Consider the following 14,897-nt stretch of genomic DNA (forward strand, 5'->3'; position numbering starts at 1 on the left):
GGCTCCCGGCTCCCGGCTCCCGGCTCCCGGCTCCCGGCTCCCGGCTCCCGGCTCCCGGCTCCCGGCTCCCGGCTCCCGGCTCCCGGCTCCCGGCTCCCGGCTCAAGTATTTATTATATCCTGCCCCATGGGGTGCGCCAATCAGCGGAAAACGAAGCTTGTGCAAGTCTCCGCCTCGATTTGTAGCGAGAGCGAGGTCGAAATTCTCCGCGACGGCGACCTGCCAAGGAATCGTCAGCATTCCCCGGCGGAGCAAGAAATCGGATACGCCTCCGTCCAAGGCGGAGGAATCTGTGCAGGAGAAGACAACCTGAATCCGATCGTCGCCGTCGAAGACCGCAAGAAGGTCCAGGAGCCGGGTGGCTGACGTGATGTTGTGCACAACACCGAGAACCCTCCGCTGCGGCGAGACGGTCATCCAAAGCCGCGCGTCCGGTCTGAGCGGCAACGGCAGCCGGTCAGCGTTTGCCACCTGTCAACTCCTGCCTCCCATCATTCTGCGGTGACGCCGTCGCGCCGCCACCGGTCTCACCATAGTCTCGCTCCCGAAGCCCGATCCCCTGCCCGTCGGTTTTCGATGACCGATGCCCGGCCAACTGTGCGCAGTGACCGAGGGCTGGGCACGGGTCAAACTCCCTCAGCGGGATCGGCTCGACTGCGCTGTTGTTGCTCTGTGGGGCGGTCCTGTGGGGGCGGTGGTGAGGTGCGCGGGGTGCTTCACCTCCACGGGGGTGTACGTCCGATGCCCGGTGCCGTGGGCGAGGTTCTCGGCGAGGTCGGCCAGCAGCACGCTGGGGGTGTAGCGGGATGCCGTGACGGTCCAGTTGGGGTGGTCGATGCTGGGGCCGGCCCAGATGGTCCAGGTGGCGAGCGTGCTGTGCGGCGTCTGGGCGGCGAAGGCGTCGAACTGGATACCGACGTCCCCGGACGGGGTTGTCCAGCGGATCCAGCGTCCGTCGACGGTGTGCTTCCATCCGGCGTCGGTGAGGGGTTTGGTGGCGGCGGTGACGGTCTTCTCGTCGACGGGGCTGCCGATGGCGGTGTCCCATGCGTCGCCTTCGGCGAGGTGGTGCAGCAGGGCCTGGAGCACGGGGGCGGGGGTGGTGCCGGTCGCGGTGAGGTGCCACATCCGGTCGGAGACGGGTGTCTCGTATGCGGCCACGGTCCAGGCGGCCTCACGCGGATCGGTTTCGTGGACGCGTTCGATGCGCAGAGTCTGTGATTCGTGGATCGCGTGGCTGGTGTCGTCGGTCCAGGTGCGCCACTTTTCCCAGTCGCCGTGTGCGGCGAGGAACTGGTCGAGGAGGACGTCGTGGTCGCCGGCATCGGCGGCATAGGCCGGCACGATCTCCGGTTTCTGGGCGGGCGGTTCGGCTGTTGTGGTCGGTGTGTCGAGCGTGGTGTGGGCTTCGGCGGCGGCGCGTTCGGTGTCGGTCATGGGCGCGGGGCCGGGGCGCATGGTGTCGTGGTGGAGGCGTTCGAAGGCGGTGAGGGCCTGGGCGGGCGAGTCGAAGGTGTCGGCGATCTGTCGCAGGTGGTTCTCGCCGTGGAGGTAGACGCTCTTGCCGTTGTCGCGGTAGGTGGCGACGGCGACGGTGGTGCCGTTGTCGTGGGCGTGGGCGTGGATGATGAGCCGGCCGTGGCGGATGTCGTCGTGGATCTTCTGGGCTTCGTTGGAGTTCTCTCGGATTTCCGCTCGGGTGTACCAGGGCATCGAGTGGTTGGCACAGGTCCACTCCTCATCGATCGCTTCACGGAGCCGGGGGGTGATCTCGGTGATGAAGCCGTCTGCGGCCAGGGCCTGTACGGCCTTCTCGGCCCAGTAGGGCTCCTCGTGGTCGATGCGGGCCATGACCAGGATTTCGTCGTCGAGACCCTCGAACCCGCGGGCGATCAGCGCAGCGCGGGCCGGCTCTCGTTGGGGGCCGGTGATTGTGGCGGTTACGGCGCTGGTGTGGGTGGGGTGCGTGTCGAGGCGGACGTGCGTCTCGGCGGAGGAGGTTGTCACGAAGGGGTGCTCGCTTCTGCCGGTGGCCGGATTGTTGAAGGGCCAGCCACCAGCGGGTTCGGGGTCAGCGGGAGATACGGGCGGGTGGCGCCGTCGTTCGTGGCGGGCCGGCCCGGGGCGGCGCGGCGGCCCTGGTGGGCGCGGGAGCGAGCGTGGTCGTGGGTGCGGGTGAGGTGGCGTGGTGCCAACGGGCGCGTGCGGCGGACAGTTCGGCGAGCGCGCGGCGGCTGCCGAGGATGAGCTGGTACGGCGTCATCGCCGGGTCATCGGTGAACGCCTCGATGCGCAGGCTCACGTGACGCGCGGTCGCGAGGACGGAGCGCTGGAGGATCCGCTCGCCCCAGTACTCAGCGGAACCGGCCGGTGCGCTGAGGAGGTCGAGCAGCTCTGCCGGTTCGGCCCCAGATGCGAGGAGACCGCGCTGCTGGGCCTCCCACAGGACGGTGACCGGGTCAACGGGGGCACGGCGCCGGGCCAGAGCGGTCAGGCACTGCCACAGCCCGGCGTGCAGAGGGTGGGCGAAATCGTCGGCGGTCAGCCACCGCATCTGCTCGACGTCAGCAGGGTGCGCCGTCGCGGTCGCGAGCAGCAGCCGCTCCTCCTCGACCGCTTCCTTATCGTTGTCGGAGTTGGTCGCCGACGGGGGTGCGGGGGTGCGGGGCAGGGAGCCGGAGTGCGACGGGAACCTGGCGGCGATGTCGTCCACGGCGCGGGCGAGGGCGTCGGCTTCGGCGAGGGTAGTGGGCACCGGGTGCGGGAGCGTGCCGTCCGTCGCGGTATGCGCGAGGCGCTCGGCGTGGGCGCGCAGGGTACGGAGGGCATGCTCGGTCTCGACCATCCGGGCGTACGCGGACGCGTGCCGGGGCAACGGGCAGATCTGGATGAGCGTGTGCAGGTAGGAGGCGGTCAGCCCGCGGGCGTGCTCGCGGGCGGCGGTGAGTACTGCGTTCAGCCAGGTGGTGTCCTTGGCGTGGTGGTTCGGGTCGGGGGCCGGCAGGGCGCGGATTGCGGCGAACAGGGCGCCGTGCGCGTAGTTAGAGAACGAGGCGGGCTCGATCCCGGCGATGTCAGTGAGGCGGTGGGGTTCGAGGAGGAGGGCGCCGAGGAGGGCCTGTTCGGCGTAGTACACGGGCTGGGGCGGATGCGTGTCGGGCAGGTCGTCGAGGTCGTCCTCGGGTTCGTCGGGGGCGGGGGTGAGGGGCATTAGGCGGCCAGGGTGAAGTCGTCGGGGTTGAGGGATACGCGCAGGTGCGGGGCGAGGAGGTGGCCGGCGAGCAGCGGGGGCACGGCGTTGCCGATCTGGGAGAACTGCTGGCCCTTGTTTCCCTGCCACGGGTAGTCGGCGGGGAAGGTCTGGAGGAGGCCGGCCTCGCGTGCGGTGATCCGGATCGGCTCCGGCGCGGGCGGCGTGGCCTCCGTCTCGTTCTCCGGCGGGGTGCCGACAGGCTCGGCGATCCAGGTGCACTCGTTCGCGCGGTGCCCGAAGAACAGCGTCCCGGCCGGCTCCTCGATCGATCTGACAGTGGCGTTGGCCTGGTTGTTGCTGCGCAGCGACCAGGACCAGCGGTGCGCCTCCGCGGTGAAGGTCGGAGCGGGGGCGTCGGCCAGCCGGTTGTCCCGGACTCCGTACCGGGTGACCCAGCCTGCTCCCTCCCGGCGGGACTGCAGGACGATCCCGTCAGCGCGGGGTGCCCAGGTGCCCCGGTCGCGGGCGTCGGAGAGGGTCTTGCGCGAGCCGGAAGGGAAGGGCTCGGGGCCGCCTCCTGGTCCACCGCCGGCACACACCGTGGGGACGGGCCGGTCGGTGGCACCCCAGCCGAGGGCCTCAGCCATGGACACCCAGCGGGAGCGGCCCGGCCCAAACAGCGACTCGGGCTCGGCGACCTGGGCATGGGTGGGCGCGGGCGGTTCGGCCGTACGGACCCGGGAGGCGAGCAGGATGGCGCGCTTTCGCGTCTGGGGTACGCCGTAGTCGGCGGCGTTGAGGATGCCGGTCCACACGGAGAATCCCCACCGACGGAGGATGGCCGCGTACTGGCGCCACAGCGGCAGCACGTCGGGGACCTCCTCCATGGCGACCCACTCCGGCTGGCCCACCGTGTTCAGGGCGTTTAGGTAGCGCATGGGCTCGGCGGCCAGCAGGCTGCGCTCGTCCTGGCAGGAGGCGAGCAGCTTGGCTCGGGTGTCGCGGCCGGCGGCGAGATCCGCGACAGCCTGGTGCACCAGCGGCTGGTCCACCAGGCCGAGGCGCTTGCCGGCCATCGACCACGCCTGACACGGCGGACTCGCGATCAGCCCGACGGTCCGTCCGAGGAAAGGCCAGACGGGATACATGGCCACGTCCGTGCGAATCGTCAACTGCCCTGCTGCCGCACGGGTCTTGCAGGCCCACTCGTCCCATTCCAGGCCCACGTCCCGGACGCCGAGGACGTTCAGTGCGTGGCTCCATCCACCCGGTCCCGCAAACAGGTCCAGGGTGATCAAGAGGCCAGTCCGAAGTCGTCCTGCACCGGCTCGACTTCACCGCGGCAGGCCCACGGTGAACAGCCATCGATGACGCCCTGCTCCAGCTCCTCAAGGTCCGGTCCGGTGTCGGTGAGTTCCTGCTGCATCGCTGCCCATTCGGCGGCGGTGACGTGGTCGATCGGGGCTTCGCTGAGAGGGACGCGGGAGCGGTGGAGAAACGCCTCACCGAGCAGCCTGCTGCCGGTGGCGTTGGCTCGGGCGTTTCCCTGGCGGATGGCCGCGTCGAACTCCACCACGTCCTCCCATTCCTCAGGGGAGTTGTCGCGGATATTTCGCCATTGGGCGTTTCCGTGGAACGGGCACCCGAGGCAGCTCGACTTCGGCGTGTCGGCCAGTCCGAGCGAGGTCAGGTAGCGCATGCAGTCGGAGCGCGACCAGCCCATGTCGATGAGCGGATGCCGGTTGCGCATGTACTGCACGTCGGCGTCCTTGGCCCGATGGAATTCATCGGTGGAAATGCCGACCCACTGCTCGACGAACACGCCCTTGGGAATGCGTGCCGGATAGGGAAAACCGAGTAGTTCCCGGACCTTCTTCTTGATCGGCTTTATTTTATATTCCCCGGTGCATTGGCGCCTGGTCATGCCGGGCCTGCCGTCCTTATTGAGGACGTAGAGCGGCATGGAGGCGAAACGGTGGTCCGGGTCCAGGGCGTCCTTGCGAATGTTTCCCGAGGAGACGCGCAGAAGGGGTATGCCTGCGGGCTCGGCTATTTCGCGTTGCAGGCGGTCCAGGTGTGCATAGACGGCCCTGGGTTCCCAGCCCGTGTCGGCGAAAATCGCGTAGTCGACCTTCGGGAGAACGCCTTCGGCTGACAGAGCGAGCATAGCGCTGGACTGAATCCCTGCGCCTAGTGAAATTGCTCGGAAAGCGGGAAGTTCGGAAATGACGGGTCCTTCGGGAGGTGAGAGTCAGAGTGCGGCCCGGCGGCGAGCTGGGCGATGCGGGCGCTGATGAGTGCCGGGTGGCGGATGGGCAGGGCATGCGTGGTGCGGGGCAGGATCTCCAGGCGGGCGCCGGACAGGCGGTCGGCCAGCTGTGCGCTGTGGGCGGCGGGGATGTGCTGGTCGTCTGCGCCGGCCATCAGCAGCAGCCGCCCGCCGAGCTGCTCCAGCGCGGGCAGGTGGCGGGCCCGATAGCGGCGCAGGGACTGCCAGAGCGCTGCGAGATCGGCCGTGGGGGTGTGGCGTACGCCGTGGCGGCACGGCGGCGGTCCATCAGGCGCGGTGCCGGGGCGGGGTGTGAGGGTGTAGCGGTGGGTGTCGGGCAGCAGGCGTCGCACCCGGTCCACGGCCTGGGGTGCGTGGGTGCAGGTCAGGGCGAACAGGCTGCGTCCGGCGGCCAGCAGCAGGGCGCGCGGGCTCCGGCCGGGCATAACGCTCGCGCCGTGGGCGGTGGCCGACAGCAGCACCATGCCCCGGAGCCGGGGCAGGAGCTGGGAGTGCAGGGCGGCGATTTCCTGCAGAATGAGGGCGCCCAGGGAGTGGCCGGCAAGCACCAGCGGTCCGGTGGGGGCGAGGGCGCGCAGGATGTGGTGCAGGTCGTCGGCGAGCTGCTCGATGGTCAGCGGTGCTTGGCCGCGCGGGGTGCGGCCGTGCGCGCGCTGGTCGTAGCGCAGCACGTTGAAGCCCAGGCTGGTCAGGTGCCGGGTGTGGAGGCGCCACAGGTCGGCGGTGACCGACGCGCCGTGCACCAGCACGATCGTCGCGCCGTCGGACCGCGGGCGGGCTGGGGTGTCGCGGTAGACGGACAGCGCAGTGCCGTCAGCGGCGGAGACCGACAACACCTCCGTGCAGAACGCGGATTGAGCACAGAGGGACTCCGGAAAGGGGGATTGGGGCCAGCCGTGCGCCGTCCACGCGGCGCTGTCGTGGGAAGTCGTCCGGCCCGCATGGCGGCTGGTCACGTGAAACGGGCGGGCGGAGAAGCGTGGCTTCTCGGGCCCGGCTGCTCAGCGGCGGCTGGCACTTGGTGTGCTGCCGTCCTGAGCGGTGGGGTGTGAGGTGAATTGCCGCGGCGGAGTGGGTGGCCACAGCCGGGTTGCAGAGGACGGGTAGGTGGCCTGGGCGTGGTAGTTGAGGACGGCCAGTCCCTTGTGGGTCAGGGCCAGGCGTTGGCTGAGGAGGGACGTGGGGTGGGCGGTGTGGTCGCGGTAGGCCAGGCCCTTGCGTTCCAGGATGTGCCACGTGGTGATCGCGATGTGCGACGAGGTCTGGGTGTCCACGTACGGCGAGCCGTTGGTCCGCTGCCGGACTCGACTGGGTGTCCGGGCGAGAACCCGCAGGGCGGCGCGCTGCTGCCACGTCATACGGCGTGCGATGGCGGACAACTCGGCGGCGGAGAAGGGCGGTTCGGCAGGACCGCAGGGCTGGGGGTCGCCGTGCCCGGTGGAAGGAGACGGCGGGTCAGGTGGGTTGGTTGTCATCGCGTACGTCCCGCCAACTGCTTCGCTGCTGGAGGCGTCACCGCCGCTGTTCGGGTGGGGGCCGTGGTGGGCTTGTGCTGAGCGAGGGCACGGTGGCCTTCGGCGGTGATGCGGAGGCGCTGGCCCTGGTGCAAAGGCGTCGTGGTGTCCACAGCGACGAGTCCTCGCTTGATCAGGGCGTTGAGGGTGGCGACGTTCACGGTGGCCCGGTCCTTGTCGATGGCCTTGGGCACGCCATATCGGCTGATCACATAACGGGTGCCGCCGCCTGCGGACAGCCGGGCGAGGACGGCGTACTGGCTGTCCGTGATCTTCGGCGGCGGGGTCGCCTGGCTCTGGTTCTGTTCGGCGTGTTGCTTCAGGTCCCGGGTGATGCCGCTGGCGAGGTAGTAGCAGCCGGTGTGGGCCAGGTCGAGCTGGTGGGCGGCATCCGCGAGGTGCCCTGCCATGGCCGGGACCGCCTCCGCGTGCCGTGCCTGGCGCACGGCCGCTTCATCGGTCGGCGGGCCGGGGAACGCGGCGCCCTCCAGCGGATTGGCCTCCAGCGCGCAGGCCAGGTCGGATGCGGCGATGCTGGCGGCCAAGGCGACGGAGGCAAGCGCCTCCAGAGTCGGGCGGCTGCCGGGGACCGCGGTGTACTGGCTGCCGTCGAGGGCACCGAGGCGTTCCATGGCCTGTTGGACCAGCTCGTGGGTGGCCACGATTTTCGACGTGAGCTGCTGCCGGGCGTCGGTGCCGGGTGTCAGGGTGAGCGAGCGGATCTCGCTGTGCAGGTCCTCGAAATCGCTGCCGAGCTGCCGCAGGCGGGCGATCTCGGCGTTCAGATCGATCTGTTGCATGGTGCTGTTCCGGGGGAAGAGGTGGTCAGCGGCGGCGCCGCTGGGCCTGGTCCAGGGAGGGCAGCGCCGGCGCGGACGGAGGGCGAGAGGGCGCGGGCGGGATGCCCTGGAGGGTTGGGATCCCGAGGTCGACGCGCACGCGGACGCCGTAGGAGTAGAGGTGGGTCTCTGCGCGGATGACCGCATTCACGGCGTCGGATTCGCTCAGCCCGGCAGGGAGTGTGTACTCCTGCGATGCCTTGGTGGGCGTGAAGCCGTTCTGGGCGAGGACATCGCCGGCGCGGTCCGTGAGGGCGGTGGCGGTGACTGTGCCGTCGCGGAAGCGGATGGTCGCCTCGGGTTCGGCACCGTTGGCGCCGCTGGGGTGGCGCGTGGTCCAGGCGAGGTCGACGAGGTCCAGGGTGTGGGCCATGAGCCCGTAGGCCGCGACACCGGCGCGTTCGTGCGCGTCCTCGCCCGTCTGGGGTGGCAGGAGGTAGAGCGTGCGGCCCTGGTGCTCGCGGGCGGTGAACCCCGCCCCGGTCAGCATGCGGGCGGCGTTGCGGATAGGGCGGTTGACGATGACGAAGGTCCATCCGTCGTCGGTCGAGCCGATGAAGACGTCGTGGTGGTCGGTGATGGCCATGGCAGTCCGGGTGGTCGGGTCAGCGGCGAGGCGGGCGTGGGGTGGTGCGCGCCGCTGTGGTGGGCGGTGGTGGAGTGGAAACGTTGGATTCAGGTGCGGGGTTGAGGCCGGTCAGTGAGGCGCGGGCCTCGTCCAGGGCCTGGTGGGCGTGGCTCAGGTGCACGTGCAGGTCCCTGTGGCGGTCGATCGCGTCGAGTTGCCAGTCGAGGGAGGCTCGGGCGCCGGGCTTGGCGCGTGCGGCGAGCGGGGTGAGGGCCAGGGTGTAGTGGGCCACGGCACGGCCGACATGTCCTGCGGTCTGGCTGAGGGTCTCGGCCGGATGCCGGGCGGAGGAGATCTGCTGGTCCTCGTTGAGGTGGCGGTGGGCGTCTCCGGCGAGGCGGATGGCGAGGTGGCCGAGCAGCTCGATGTGGCGCAGGGCGGTGAAGAACCCACCGGGGCCGCCAGCGATTTGGTGTTCGCGGATGTCGGCGATGACCGCGTCGAGCGCAGCGTGCACAGTCAGATCGTCGAGATCGCTGGGTTCATACGGGGCGATGAGCCGTCTCCTGACGGAAGTTGCGGAAGAACAGGACGCTCAGGACCGGGCTCCTAGGCCGCGGGCCCGAAGTCGCTCTGTTTCGGCGCTGCCTTGGCTACGGCGCGGGCGGTGATGGCCTTTGAGGCGCGGGCGGAGGCGGCGGCCAGCTCGTCGGCGCCGGGCTCCAGGTACCAGGGGCGCAGGTCGAGCATGGCGGCGCGCATGCCGGTGGCGAAGCACAGGGCGGTGCCCTTGGGCAGGGCGCGGATCGCGTCGGCGGGCAGGATCCGCTCCTGCCGCATCGACACGGAGGTCGACGGGCCGGACTCGGAGCGGGAGGTGGAGGTGGTCTCCACGTCGTGGTCGCCAATGAGCCGGCTCAGCTTGTCGGCGAAGTCCGGGTCGTCGATGCCGGAGCCGATGACCTTGATGGTGGAGGCGGACCACATGGCGTCCATGCCCGCGTCACCCCAGACTTTCTGGCCCTGGCGGTAGGACTGGAGGATGGTGATCGGGATGATGCCGCGCGAGCCCAAGTGGCTGTACAGGTCGGGGAGATCGCTGATCTTGCAGACGTTGGCGGCCTCGTCGAGGATCGCGAGCATCGGCGGGTCGAGACGCCCGCCGGCGCGTTCGGCCTGCGCGGTCGCCGCCCGCATCACGGAGTCCGCGCACGCGGCGATCAACGCTGATGCTCCTCCTCCGCCGTCCTTCGACAGCAGGTAGAGCGTGTCGGTGGAGGTGACGAACTGAGACGGGCGGAACTCCGGAAGATCTTTCTGTGGGGTGACCCACGCGGCGATCTCGCTGTTCAGCAGCGCGGCGGCGTACTGGCGGGCCGTCTCATAGATGCCGTCCCTGGTCTCCGGCGGGCCTTCCACGGTGCCCTTGAGCTGCGCGGAGACGGCCGTGAGGCGGTGGTCCCGGAGGATGTCCAGCGGTGTGCGGTCTGCGGGGAACGCCAGCCACTGCATCACGTCCGTGATCGGGCGGTCGTCGAGCGCGGCAGCGAGGAAGAGCTGGGACAGGATGTTCGATCCGGCCTTGGACCAGAAGTCGCCCTGCTGGCTCGCGTCCACGGAGGCGGCGAGGAAGTGGCCGGCCAGGCGTCCGGCCCCGTCCAGCGTCTTGGCGTCGGCGAGGGGGTTCCACCACATCTCGCGGGCGGCGTGTGCGATGTGCTGCGGATCCATCGACCAGACCCGGCCCACTCCGGCGCGGGCGTCGAGGGTGGCGGTATACGCGTCGCCGGCGGCCTTGTTGGAGGTCAGCAGAACCGGTCCTGGGGCGGCCAGGATGGACGGGATCGCGAGGCTGGTCGTCTTGCCGGAGCGCGGCGCCATGATCGCCACCGCGACGTCCTCGTACCCCATGCGGACCTCGTGCCGTGTGCCCTGCAGGTTGCCGAGGAGGATGCCGGTGTCCTTCGCATCGATGTGCTTGGCGGTCTTCAGACTCGGACGCAGGGAGCGGGCCTTGGCGGTGATCGCTTTGGCCATCAGGGGCTCGATGTCCTTCGGCTTCGCCATCCCGGCGATCTTCTTCTTCCGGCCGCCACCGCGGTTCTTGTGGCGGGAGAACAGCACGCCGGCCACGGCACCGAGCGCGAGCAGGGCTGTGATCGGGACGATGCGAGCGCCGATCAACAGGGACGTTTCTCCGGCCTGCGGCCAGAGCTGGTCGGGATGGAGGAGGGCCGTGGTCGGCTGGTAGGGCGCCCAGTCGTGTCCGGTGGCCCAGGCGGTGATGTTGCCGCTGAGCCAGGCGAGGTGAGACAGGGGTACGACGACGCCGAGCACTCCCAGAAGGAGGCGGAAGGCGACGTCGTACCCGTCGGTGGAGGAGCTGTTAGCGGGAGAAGGCAAAGGGAATGAGCGCTTCCGGGAGGCGGTGACGGCGATCAGCGGGTGTGGCCCGGGTTGGTCGGAGGACGTCGCGGGGCAGGCGGGGCGGCACGTCGGGCGGCTAGGGCGTGCACCCGGTCCTCCAGGGCCAAGGCGACCTGGACGGCAGGCAGTTCCCGGTACGTGCGGATGATGAGCTTGGTGCCGTAGCCGCGGATGCTGAGTGCGTTGCCGGTGTGTGGGAGGGGGCTGGGGTCGGCGAGCGCGCGGGTGAACGCGGTGACCAGGTGCAGTGGGGTGTGCTCACCGAAGCGGGCTTGCCACACCGGTCCCTGGCTCTCACTGAGTAGGGTGGTGGTCCACCAGCAGTTGGACGTTGCGCTGACGTAGTGCTCGACGTGGGCCTTGCCGTCGGGCGAGACGAGCCCGTCCTTGTCGGGAAGGGGCGTCCAGCCGGCCTTCATGAGCGGCTCGTAGGGGCCGACGTCGACGGCAGCGTCTGCGGCCGGGTCGGTCAGGGCGTCGGTCAGGGCTGCGATGCTTTCGACCGGGGTACGGGCCCCGAAGCTGGCGTACCAGGCCGGCCGGTCCCGCTCGGGCGCGTGATGCAGGGTCCACCACTGCCCGTCGGGATCGGGCTCCAGACGCAAGCGGGCCTTCTGGCCGGGGCTGGAGAGGATCACGCGCGGCTGCAGGGGGTCGTGGCCGTAGCTCCAGCCACAGGCGCGGTGCAGGGGGACGGTGACCCATGCGGGATCGCCGGCGCCGGCCAGGTGACGCGGGGCGACGAAGTCGACCTCCACAGGGCGTCTGAGGCACGGTCACCTGCGCACCGTGCCGGCGTGGCCGGTTGCGGGGGCCGCGGTCGTGGTCGGCGGCGGGGCCAAGGTGGAGGGGGCGTGCCGGGCGGCGGTGTTGATGTCGCCGATGGCGTGGCCGTGGGTGGCCCAGTCGTCGAGGGAGCTCCACGCTTCGGCGTAGTGAGCGGCGAGGACGTCATCGAACACCGGGGTGCCAGGGTGGGCGTCGGCGGGGAGGCTGTCGCGGGTCTGAAGCCACTTCTCGTGCAGGGCATCGAGGCGGTCGAGCGCTTCGTGCAGAACACCGAGTTGCCACACCCAGCGGCTTTGCACCGTACGGGCAGGCAGGTGCGTGAGCTGGATCTGGGCGGTGGCCAGGAGATGGTGCGCGCCGTCGCGGACGCTCTCGAACGCCTCGGCGGTCGCTGCGTCGCGCAGGCTCGCGCGCCGGCCGTAGGCGTCCTCGTCGTAGGGCCAGCCGTCGAGGTCGGTGTGCTCGTCGGAGTACGCGTCCCAGGAGTCGAGGATCTTCTGGCTGTCGCGCAGGAAGCGGCCGAGCTGTTTGAGCAACGCGCGGTGGGCATTGGAGGGTGCGGGAATGGCGGTTTCCTTGGGAGGTGACGGGGTTCGGAGTACGGCCGGTGGGTCAGCGCCGGACGGGAGGTGCTGCGGCCTTGGGTGGCGGCCCGAGGGGCTGGGTAGTGGCCGGCCGCTGGCGGCGGCGCGCGGCGCGTGCCTGGATGCGCAGGGCATCGAGGCGGGCGGTGTGCGCGTCGACCACCTGCTGCGGGCTGAGCGGGCTCAGCTCCTTGACGGCGCTGTAGTGGGCGGTGCGCTCGAACATGCCGCGCTGGAGCGGGGCGGTGTCGGTGAGTGTGGTGACGAACACGCTGACCAGGTGGGAGGGCGTGTGATGGTCGAACCAGGCGTGCCAGATCCGGGGGCCCACGGGATGGCCGTGTCCGTGCTCACGCGTCTCGATGTGCCAGGACGGCGTATCGCGGTCGCCGAGGGAACGCAGCTCGATGTGGCACATGCCGTCCGGCGAGTGGGCGCTGTTCTGTTGGTCGAGCTTCCAGGCGGCCGAGGACAGTGCCTGCCAGGGGCCCGGGGGCTCGGCGCGCGGCGGGCAGAGGAGGGCGTCGGTGACGCTGGCCAGGATCTCGGCGGGGACGAGTTCGCCGAACTCGGCGTACCAGTCCGGTTCGGTGTCGGTGGGCTCGGCCCGCAGCCGCCACCAGGCGGAGGTGGCGGACTGCGGGTCGAGCTGCAGGCTGTGACGGCCATCGGGGCTGCGCAGGACGATTTCCGCGCTCAGCGGGTCGGATGTGCGGGTCCATCCGACGGCTGCGAGGCCGTGGGTGACGTGGCGGGCGTCGCCGGGGCCGGCGAGGTGGCGTGGACTGGTGTCGAAGGGGATCTGCCAGGCGCGCTTGTCGGCGAACTCGGCGAGCTGCCGCTCGCTCACCGGCATCGGCTGCACTCCGGCGTGTTCGGGGAGTCGTTGTCGAGCAGGGTGCGCAGGTCGTCGAGGACGTAGTGGAGGGTGTGCTGGTCGGTCTGCTCCCACGCGGCGGTGCGCAGCTCCGCGATCAGGAGGTGCGTCTCGGGTGTGCGCGGGGTGTTCGGGTGGTCGAGTACGGCGCGGGCGAGGGCGCGCAGGGTGTCGCCGAGCTGGACGGGGACGCCGGTGTACTCATCCAGCAGCGGCTCGACAAGGGCGAGTGCCTCGGCGGGGTTGGGGGCGTCGTGCAGGTACTCGGTGAGCCGGGACAGGGTTTCGGTGGCGGTGTGGATGTCGTCCGGGGTGAGTGCGGGCACAGGGCTCCTTGAAAAGGGAGAAGGGGGCCGGTCAGCGGCGGGCGCGGGGGCGGCCGGCGCTGGCGTGGGGGCGGGTCGTGGTGCGGGGCTGGCTGGCAGCCCAGGAGTTGCGGGCCCAGGTGGCGGCGCGGCCGGCGTGGACGCGGGCCTGCTGCCAGGCGCTGAGCTGGGAGGGGAGAACGGAGACGGAGGTGGTGCGGATCCGCGTGCTGTGCGGGACACGGCCCCGCGGGCGCATCACGGGGTCGGGGCTGGCGAGCGCTTCGGAGAAGGCTTGGACCAGATGCATGGGGGTGGAGGCGGTGAAGCTGGCTGTCCAGCCGTTGCCCTGCTCATCCTGTGCCCCAGACCACCAGATGGCCTGGCCGCTGCGGTCGTGGTGGAACTGCATCCAGGCTGCCCCGTCGGGGCTCGTGGCGATGAAGTGTTCGTCGCCGCGGTCGGTCTTCCAGTGTTGCTCCTGGAGCGGCGCCCAGACGTTGGGGGCGTGCGCGCTGCGGGGGCGGGTGAGGGCGTCGGTGAGTCCGGCGACGATCTCCACCGGCGTCTGCCGGCCCAAGGACACCGTCCATTCGTCCTGGTGAGCGGTGGCCTTGCTGTGGATCGTCCAACCGCCTGGCAGCATGTAGGGGTTGTAGCCGATCCGGATCGTGCGGTCGGGGCTGTCGAGAACGAGCGGGCCGTTGCGCTTGGACTTGTCCTGCCACCCGCAGGCGCGCAGGAACTCCGAGACGTGCCTGAGGTCGCCGCCCCCGGCGAGGGCACGGGGCTGGACGAGGTAGTGCTGCTCTGCTTGCTCGCCCGGCCCCCAGCCCTGCCACTGTTTTCGCTTCACCGGCGCCGCCGTACGACGAGCGGCGCAGCGGTCGGGGGCTTGGCCGTCACGGCGGGGCGGGCGTGGAGGCGCTGGAGGGTGTCGGTGTGCTCGTCGAGATCCAGGCCGATGTCATGCAGTTCGTTGGCGGCCCGGCCGAGGGCGAGCCACACCTCCGCGGGCAGGGAGCCGCGTTCGGTCTGAGTTTTGGCGAAGACGCTGCCGGTGGCCACGAGGTGGGTGAAACGGCCGAGGACTCCGTCTTCGGGGTTAAGGACACGTGCGATGACGCGGGTGGCCTCACCTGCCGGGAGTAGTACGAGGTGGTCGGAGAGTTGGCCGAGCTGACGGGCGATCTCGTCGGCCAGCCGGTCCGGGTTCGGGGCGGGGTGGGGCATAGCCCTCCGGGGCGGGATTGAGGGTCAGTGGTGGTGGCGGTGGCCGATCCGCCGGGCTTCGTCGAGGCTGGCCTCGGGGTGTGCGCCGGTCGGCGGAACGATCCGGCGGGGGCCGGTGGGAATGCAGGCGCGCAGATAGCGGCGGAACAGGGCGGTGGCGAGGCGGGGTGTGAGGCGGCGGGACATCGGCGGTGGTGTGCGGGGTGCTACGGGCTTCTCCGGTCGGTGCTGCGGCGGCCCCGGGGCGGCCCCGGCACGTGCCAGGGCCGCCGTTCGGG

The 14,897-nt window shown here is 70.6% G+C and carries 17 protein-coding genes; all 17 read right to left on the bottom strand.

The features are described from left to right. Window positions 1-636 precede the first annotated feature (636 nt). Complete coding sequence (locus tag ACIBAF_RS21215) at window positions 637-2,007, bottom strand: DUF317 domain-containing protein (RefSeq protein WP_399464779.1); 1,371 nt, start codon at window positions 2,005-2,007, stop codon at window positions 637-639. A 64-nt stretch (window positions 2,008-2,071) separates the two neighbouring features. Next, the gene (locus tag ACIBAF_RS21220; RefSeq protein ID WP_399464781.1) at window positions 2,072-3,211 is read right to left on the bottom strand and encodes a DnaB-like helicase N-terminal domain-containing protein; all 1,140 of its coding nucleotides are present in this window, start codon (window positions 3,209-3,211) and stop codon (window positions 2,072-2,074) included. Further along, window positions 3,211-4,488: a DNA cytosine methyltransferase gene (locus ACIBAF_RS21225; RefSeq protein WP_399464979.1), complete on the bottom strand. Its 1,278-nt coding sequence runs from the start codon at window positions 4,486-4,488 to the stop codon at window positions 3,211-3,213. Before ACIBAF_RS21225 ends, ACIBAF_RS21220 begins: the two co-directional genes overlap by 1 nt. Next, window positions 4,488-5,360, bottom strand: a complete 873-nt coding sequence (locus ACIBAF_RS21230) for a hypothetical protein (RefSeq protein ID WP_399464782.1) — start codon at window positions 5,358-5,360, stop codon at window positions 4,488-4,490. The genes ACIBAF_RS21225 and ACIBAF_RS21230 overlap by 1 nt, the downstream gene beginning before the upstream one ends. A gap of 23 nt (window positions 5,361-5,383) precedes the next feature. Next, complete coding sequence (locus ACIBAF_RS21235) at window positions 5,384-6,319, bottom strand: alpha/beta fold hydrolase (protein WP_399464783.1); 936 nt, start codon at window positions 6,317-6,319, stop codon at window positions 5,384-5,386. Window positions 6,320-6,484: 165 nt separating this feature from the next. Further along, window positions 6,485-6,958: a hypothetical protein gene (locus ACIBAF_RS21240; protein ID WP_399464785.1), complete on the bottom strand. Its 474-nt coding sequence runs from the start codon at window positions 6,956-6,958 to the stop codon at window positions 6,485-6,487. Next, complete coding sequence (locus tag ACIBAF_RS21245) at window positions 6,955-7,797, bottom strand: hypothetical protein (protein ID WP_399464787.1); 843 nt, start codon at window positions 7,795-7,797, stop codon at window positions 6,955-6,957. The genes ACIBAF_RS21240 and ACIBAF_RS21245 overlap by 4 nt, the downstream gene beginning before the upstream one ends. Window positions 7,798-7,822: 25 nt before the next feature. Further along, window positions 7,823-8,422 carry a hypothetical protein gene (locus tag ACIBAF_RS21250; protein ID WP_399464788.1) on the bottom strand — a complete coding sequence of 200 codons (600 nt, stop codon included), beginning with the start codon at window positions 8,420-8,422 and terminating at the stop codon, window positions 7,823-7,825. Between the two features lie 19 nt (window positions 8,423-8,441). Beyond that, on the bottom strand, window positions 8,442-8,921 hold the full coding sequence (locus ACIBAF_RS21255; protein ID WP_399464789.1) for a hypothetical protein: 480 nt from the start codon (window positions 8,919-8,921) through the stop codon (window positions 8,442-8,444). Between the two features lie 92 nt (window positions 8,922-9,013). Continuing rightward, window positions 9,014-10,807 (bottom strand): type IV secretory system conjugative DNA transfer family protein, encoded by a 1,794-nt coding sequence (locus tag ACIBAF_RS21260; RefSeq protein WP_399464790.1) that lies wholly within the window; start codon window positions 10,805-10,807, stop codon window positions 9,014-9,016. 35 nt (window positions 10,808-10,842) lie between these two features. Continuing rightward, window positions 10,843-11,589, bottom strand: coding sequence for a DUF317 domain-containing protein (locus ACIBAF_RS21265; protein ID WP_399464791.1), 747 nt, complete (start codon window positions 11,587-11,589; stop codon window positions 10,843-10,845). 18 nt (window positions 11,590-11,607) lie between these two features. Beyond that, window positions 11,608-12,156, bottom strand: a complete 549-nt coding sequence (locus tag ACIBAF_RS21270; protein ID WP_399464792.1) for a hypothetical protein — start codon at window positions 12,154-12,156, stop codon at window positions 11,608-11,610. 76 nt (window positions 12,157-12,232) lie between these two features. Continuing rightward, window positions 12,233-13,060 (bottom strand): DUF317 domain-containing protein, encoded by an 828-nt coding sequence (locus ACIBAF_RS21275; protein ID WP_399464793.1) that lies wholly within the window; start codon window positions 13,058-13,060, stop codon window positions 12,233-12,235. Continuing rightward, window positions 13,051-13,407, bottom strand: coding sequence for a hypothetical protein (locus tag ACIBAF_RS21280; protein ID WP_399464794.1), 357 nt, complete (start codon window positions 13,405-13,407; stop codon window positions 13,051-13,053). The genes ACIBAF_RS21275 and ACIBAF_RS21280 overlap by 10 nt, the downstream gene beginning before the upstream one ends. Window positions 13,408-13,438: 31 nt before the next feature. Continuing rightward, complete coding sequence (locus tag ACIBAF_RS21285; protein WP_399464795.1) at window positions 13,439-14,242, bottom strand: DUF317 domain-containing protein; 804 nt, start codon at window positions 14,240-14,242, stop codon at window positions 13,439-13,441. Then, window positions 14,239-14,619 carry a hypothetical protein gene (locus tag ACIBAF_RS21290; RefSeq protein WP_399464796.1) on the bottom strand — a complete coding sequence of 127 codons (381 nt, stop codon included), beginning with the start codon at window positions 14,617-14,619 and terminating at the stop codon, window positions 14,239-14,241. Before ACIBAF_RS21290 ends, ACIBAF_RS21285 begins: the two co-directional genes overlap by 4 nt. 24 nt (window positions 14,620-14,643) lie before the next feature. After that, window positions 14,644-14,805: a hypothetical protein gene (locus ACIBAF_RS21295; protein WP_399464797.1), complete on the bottom strand. Its 162-nt coding sequence runs from the start codon at window positions 14,803-14,805 to the stop codon at window positions 14,644-14,646. Between the last annotated feature and the right edge of the window lie 92 nt (window positions 14,806-14,897).

Origin of the sequence: Streptomyces sp. NPDC051677 (assembly GCF_044453465.1) — a bacterium.
Classification (GTDB): Bacteria; Actinomycetota; Actinomycetes; order Streptomycetales; family Streptomycetaceae; genus Streptomyces.

What these genes read in the sequence shown, in the direction of transcription:
- ACIBAF_RS21295 (WP_399464797.1), bottom strand. Translation starts at nt 14,805, where the DNA reads ATGTCCCGCCGCCTCACACCCCGCCTCGCCACCGCCCTGTTCCGCCGC.
- ACIBAF_RS21220 (WP_399464781.1), bottom strand. Translation starts at nt 3,211, where the DNA reads ATGCCCCTCACCCCCGCCCCCGACGAACCCGAGGACGACCTCGACGAC.
- ACIBAF_RS21240 (WP_399464785.1), bottom strand. Translation starts at nt 6,958, where the DNA reads ATGACAACCAACCCACCTGACCCGCCGTCTCCTTCCACCGGGCACGGC.
- ACIBAF_RS21230 (WP_399464782.1), bottom strand. Translation starts at nt 5,360, where the DNA reads ATGCTCGCTCTGTCAGCCGAAGGCGTTCTCCCGAAGGTCGACTACGCG.
- ACIBAF_RS21275 (WP_399464793.1), bottom strand. Translation starts at nt 13,060, where the DNA reads ATGCCGGTGAGCGAGCGGCAGCTCGCCGAGTTCGCCGACAAGCGCGCC.
- ACIBAF_RS21245 (WP_399464787.1), bottom strand. Translation starts at nt 7,797, where the DNA reads ATGCAACAGATCGATCTGAACGCCGAGATCGCCCGCCTGCGGCAGCTC.
- ACIBAF_RS21290 (WP_399464796.1), bottom strand. Translation starts at nt 14,619, where the DNA reads ATGCCCCACCCCGCCCCGAACCCGGACCGGCTGGCCGACGAGATCGCC.
- ACIBAF_RS21250 (WP_399464788.1), bottom strand. Translation starts at nt 8,422, where the DNA reads ATGGCCATCACCGACCACCACGACGTCTTCATCGGCTCGACCGACGAC.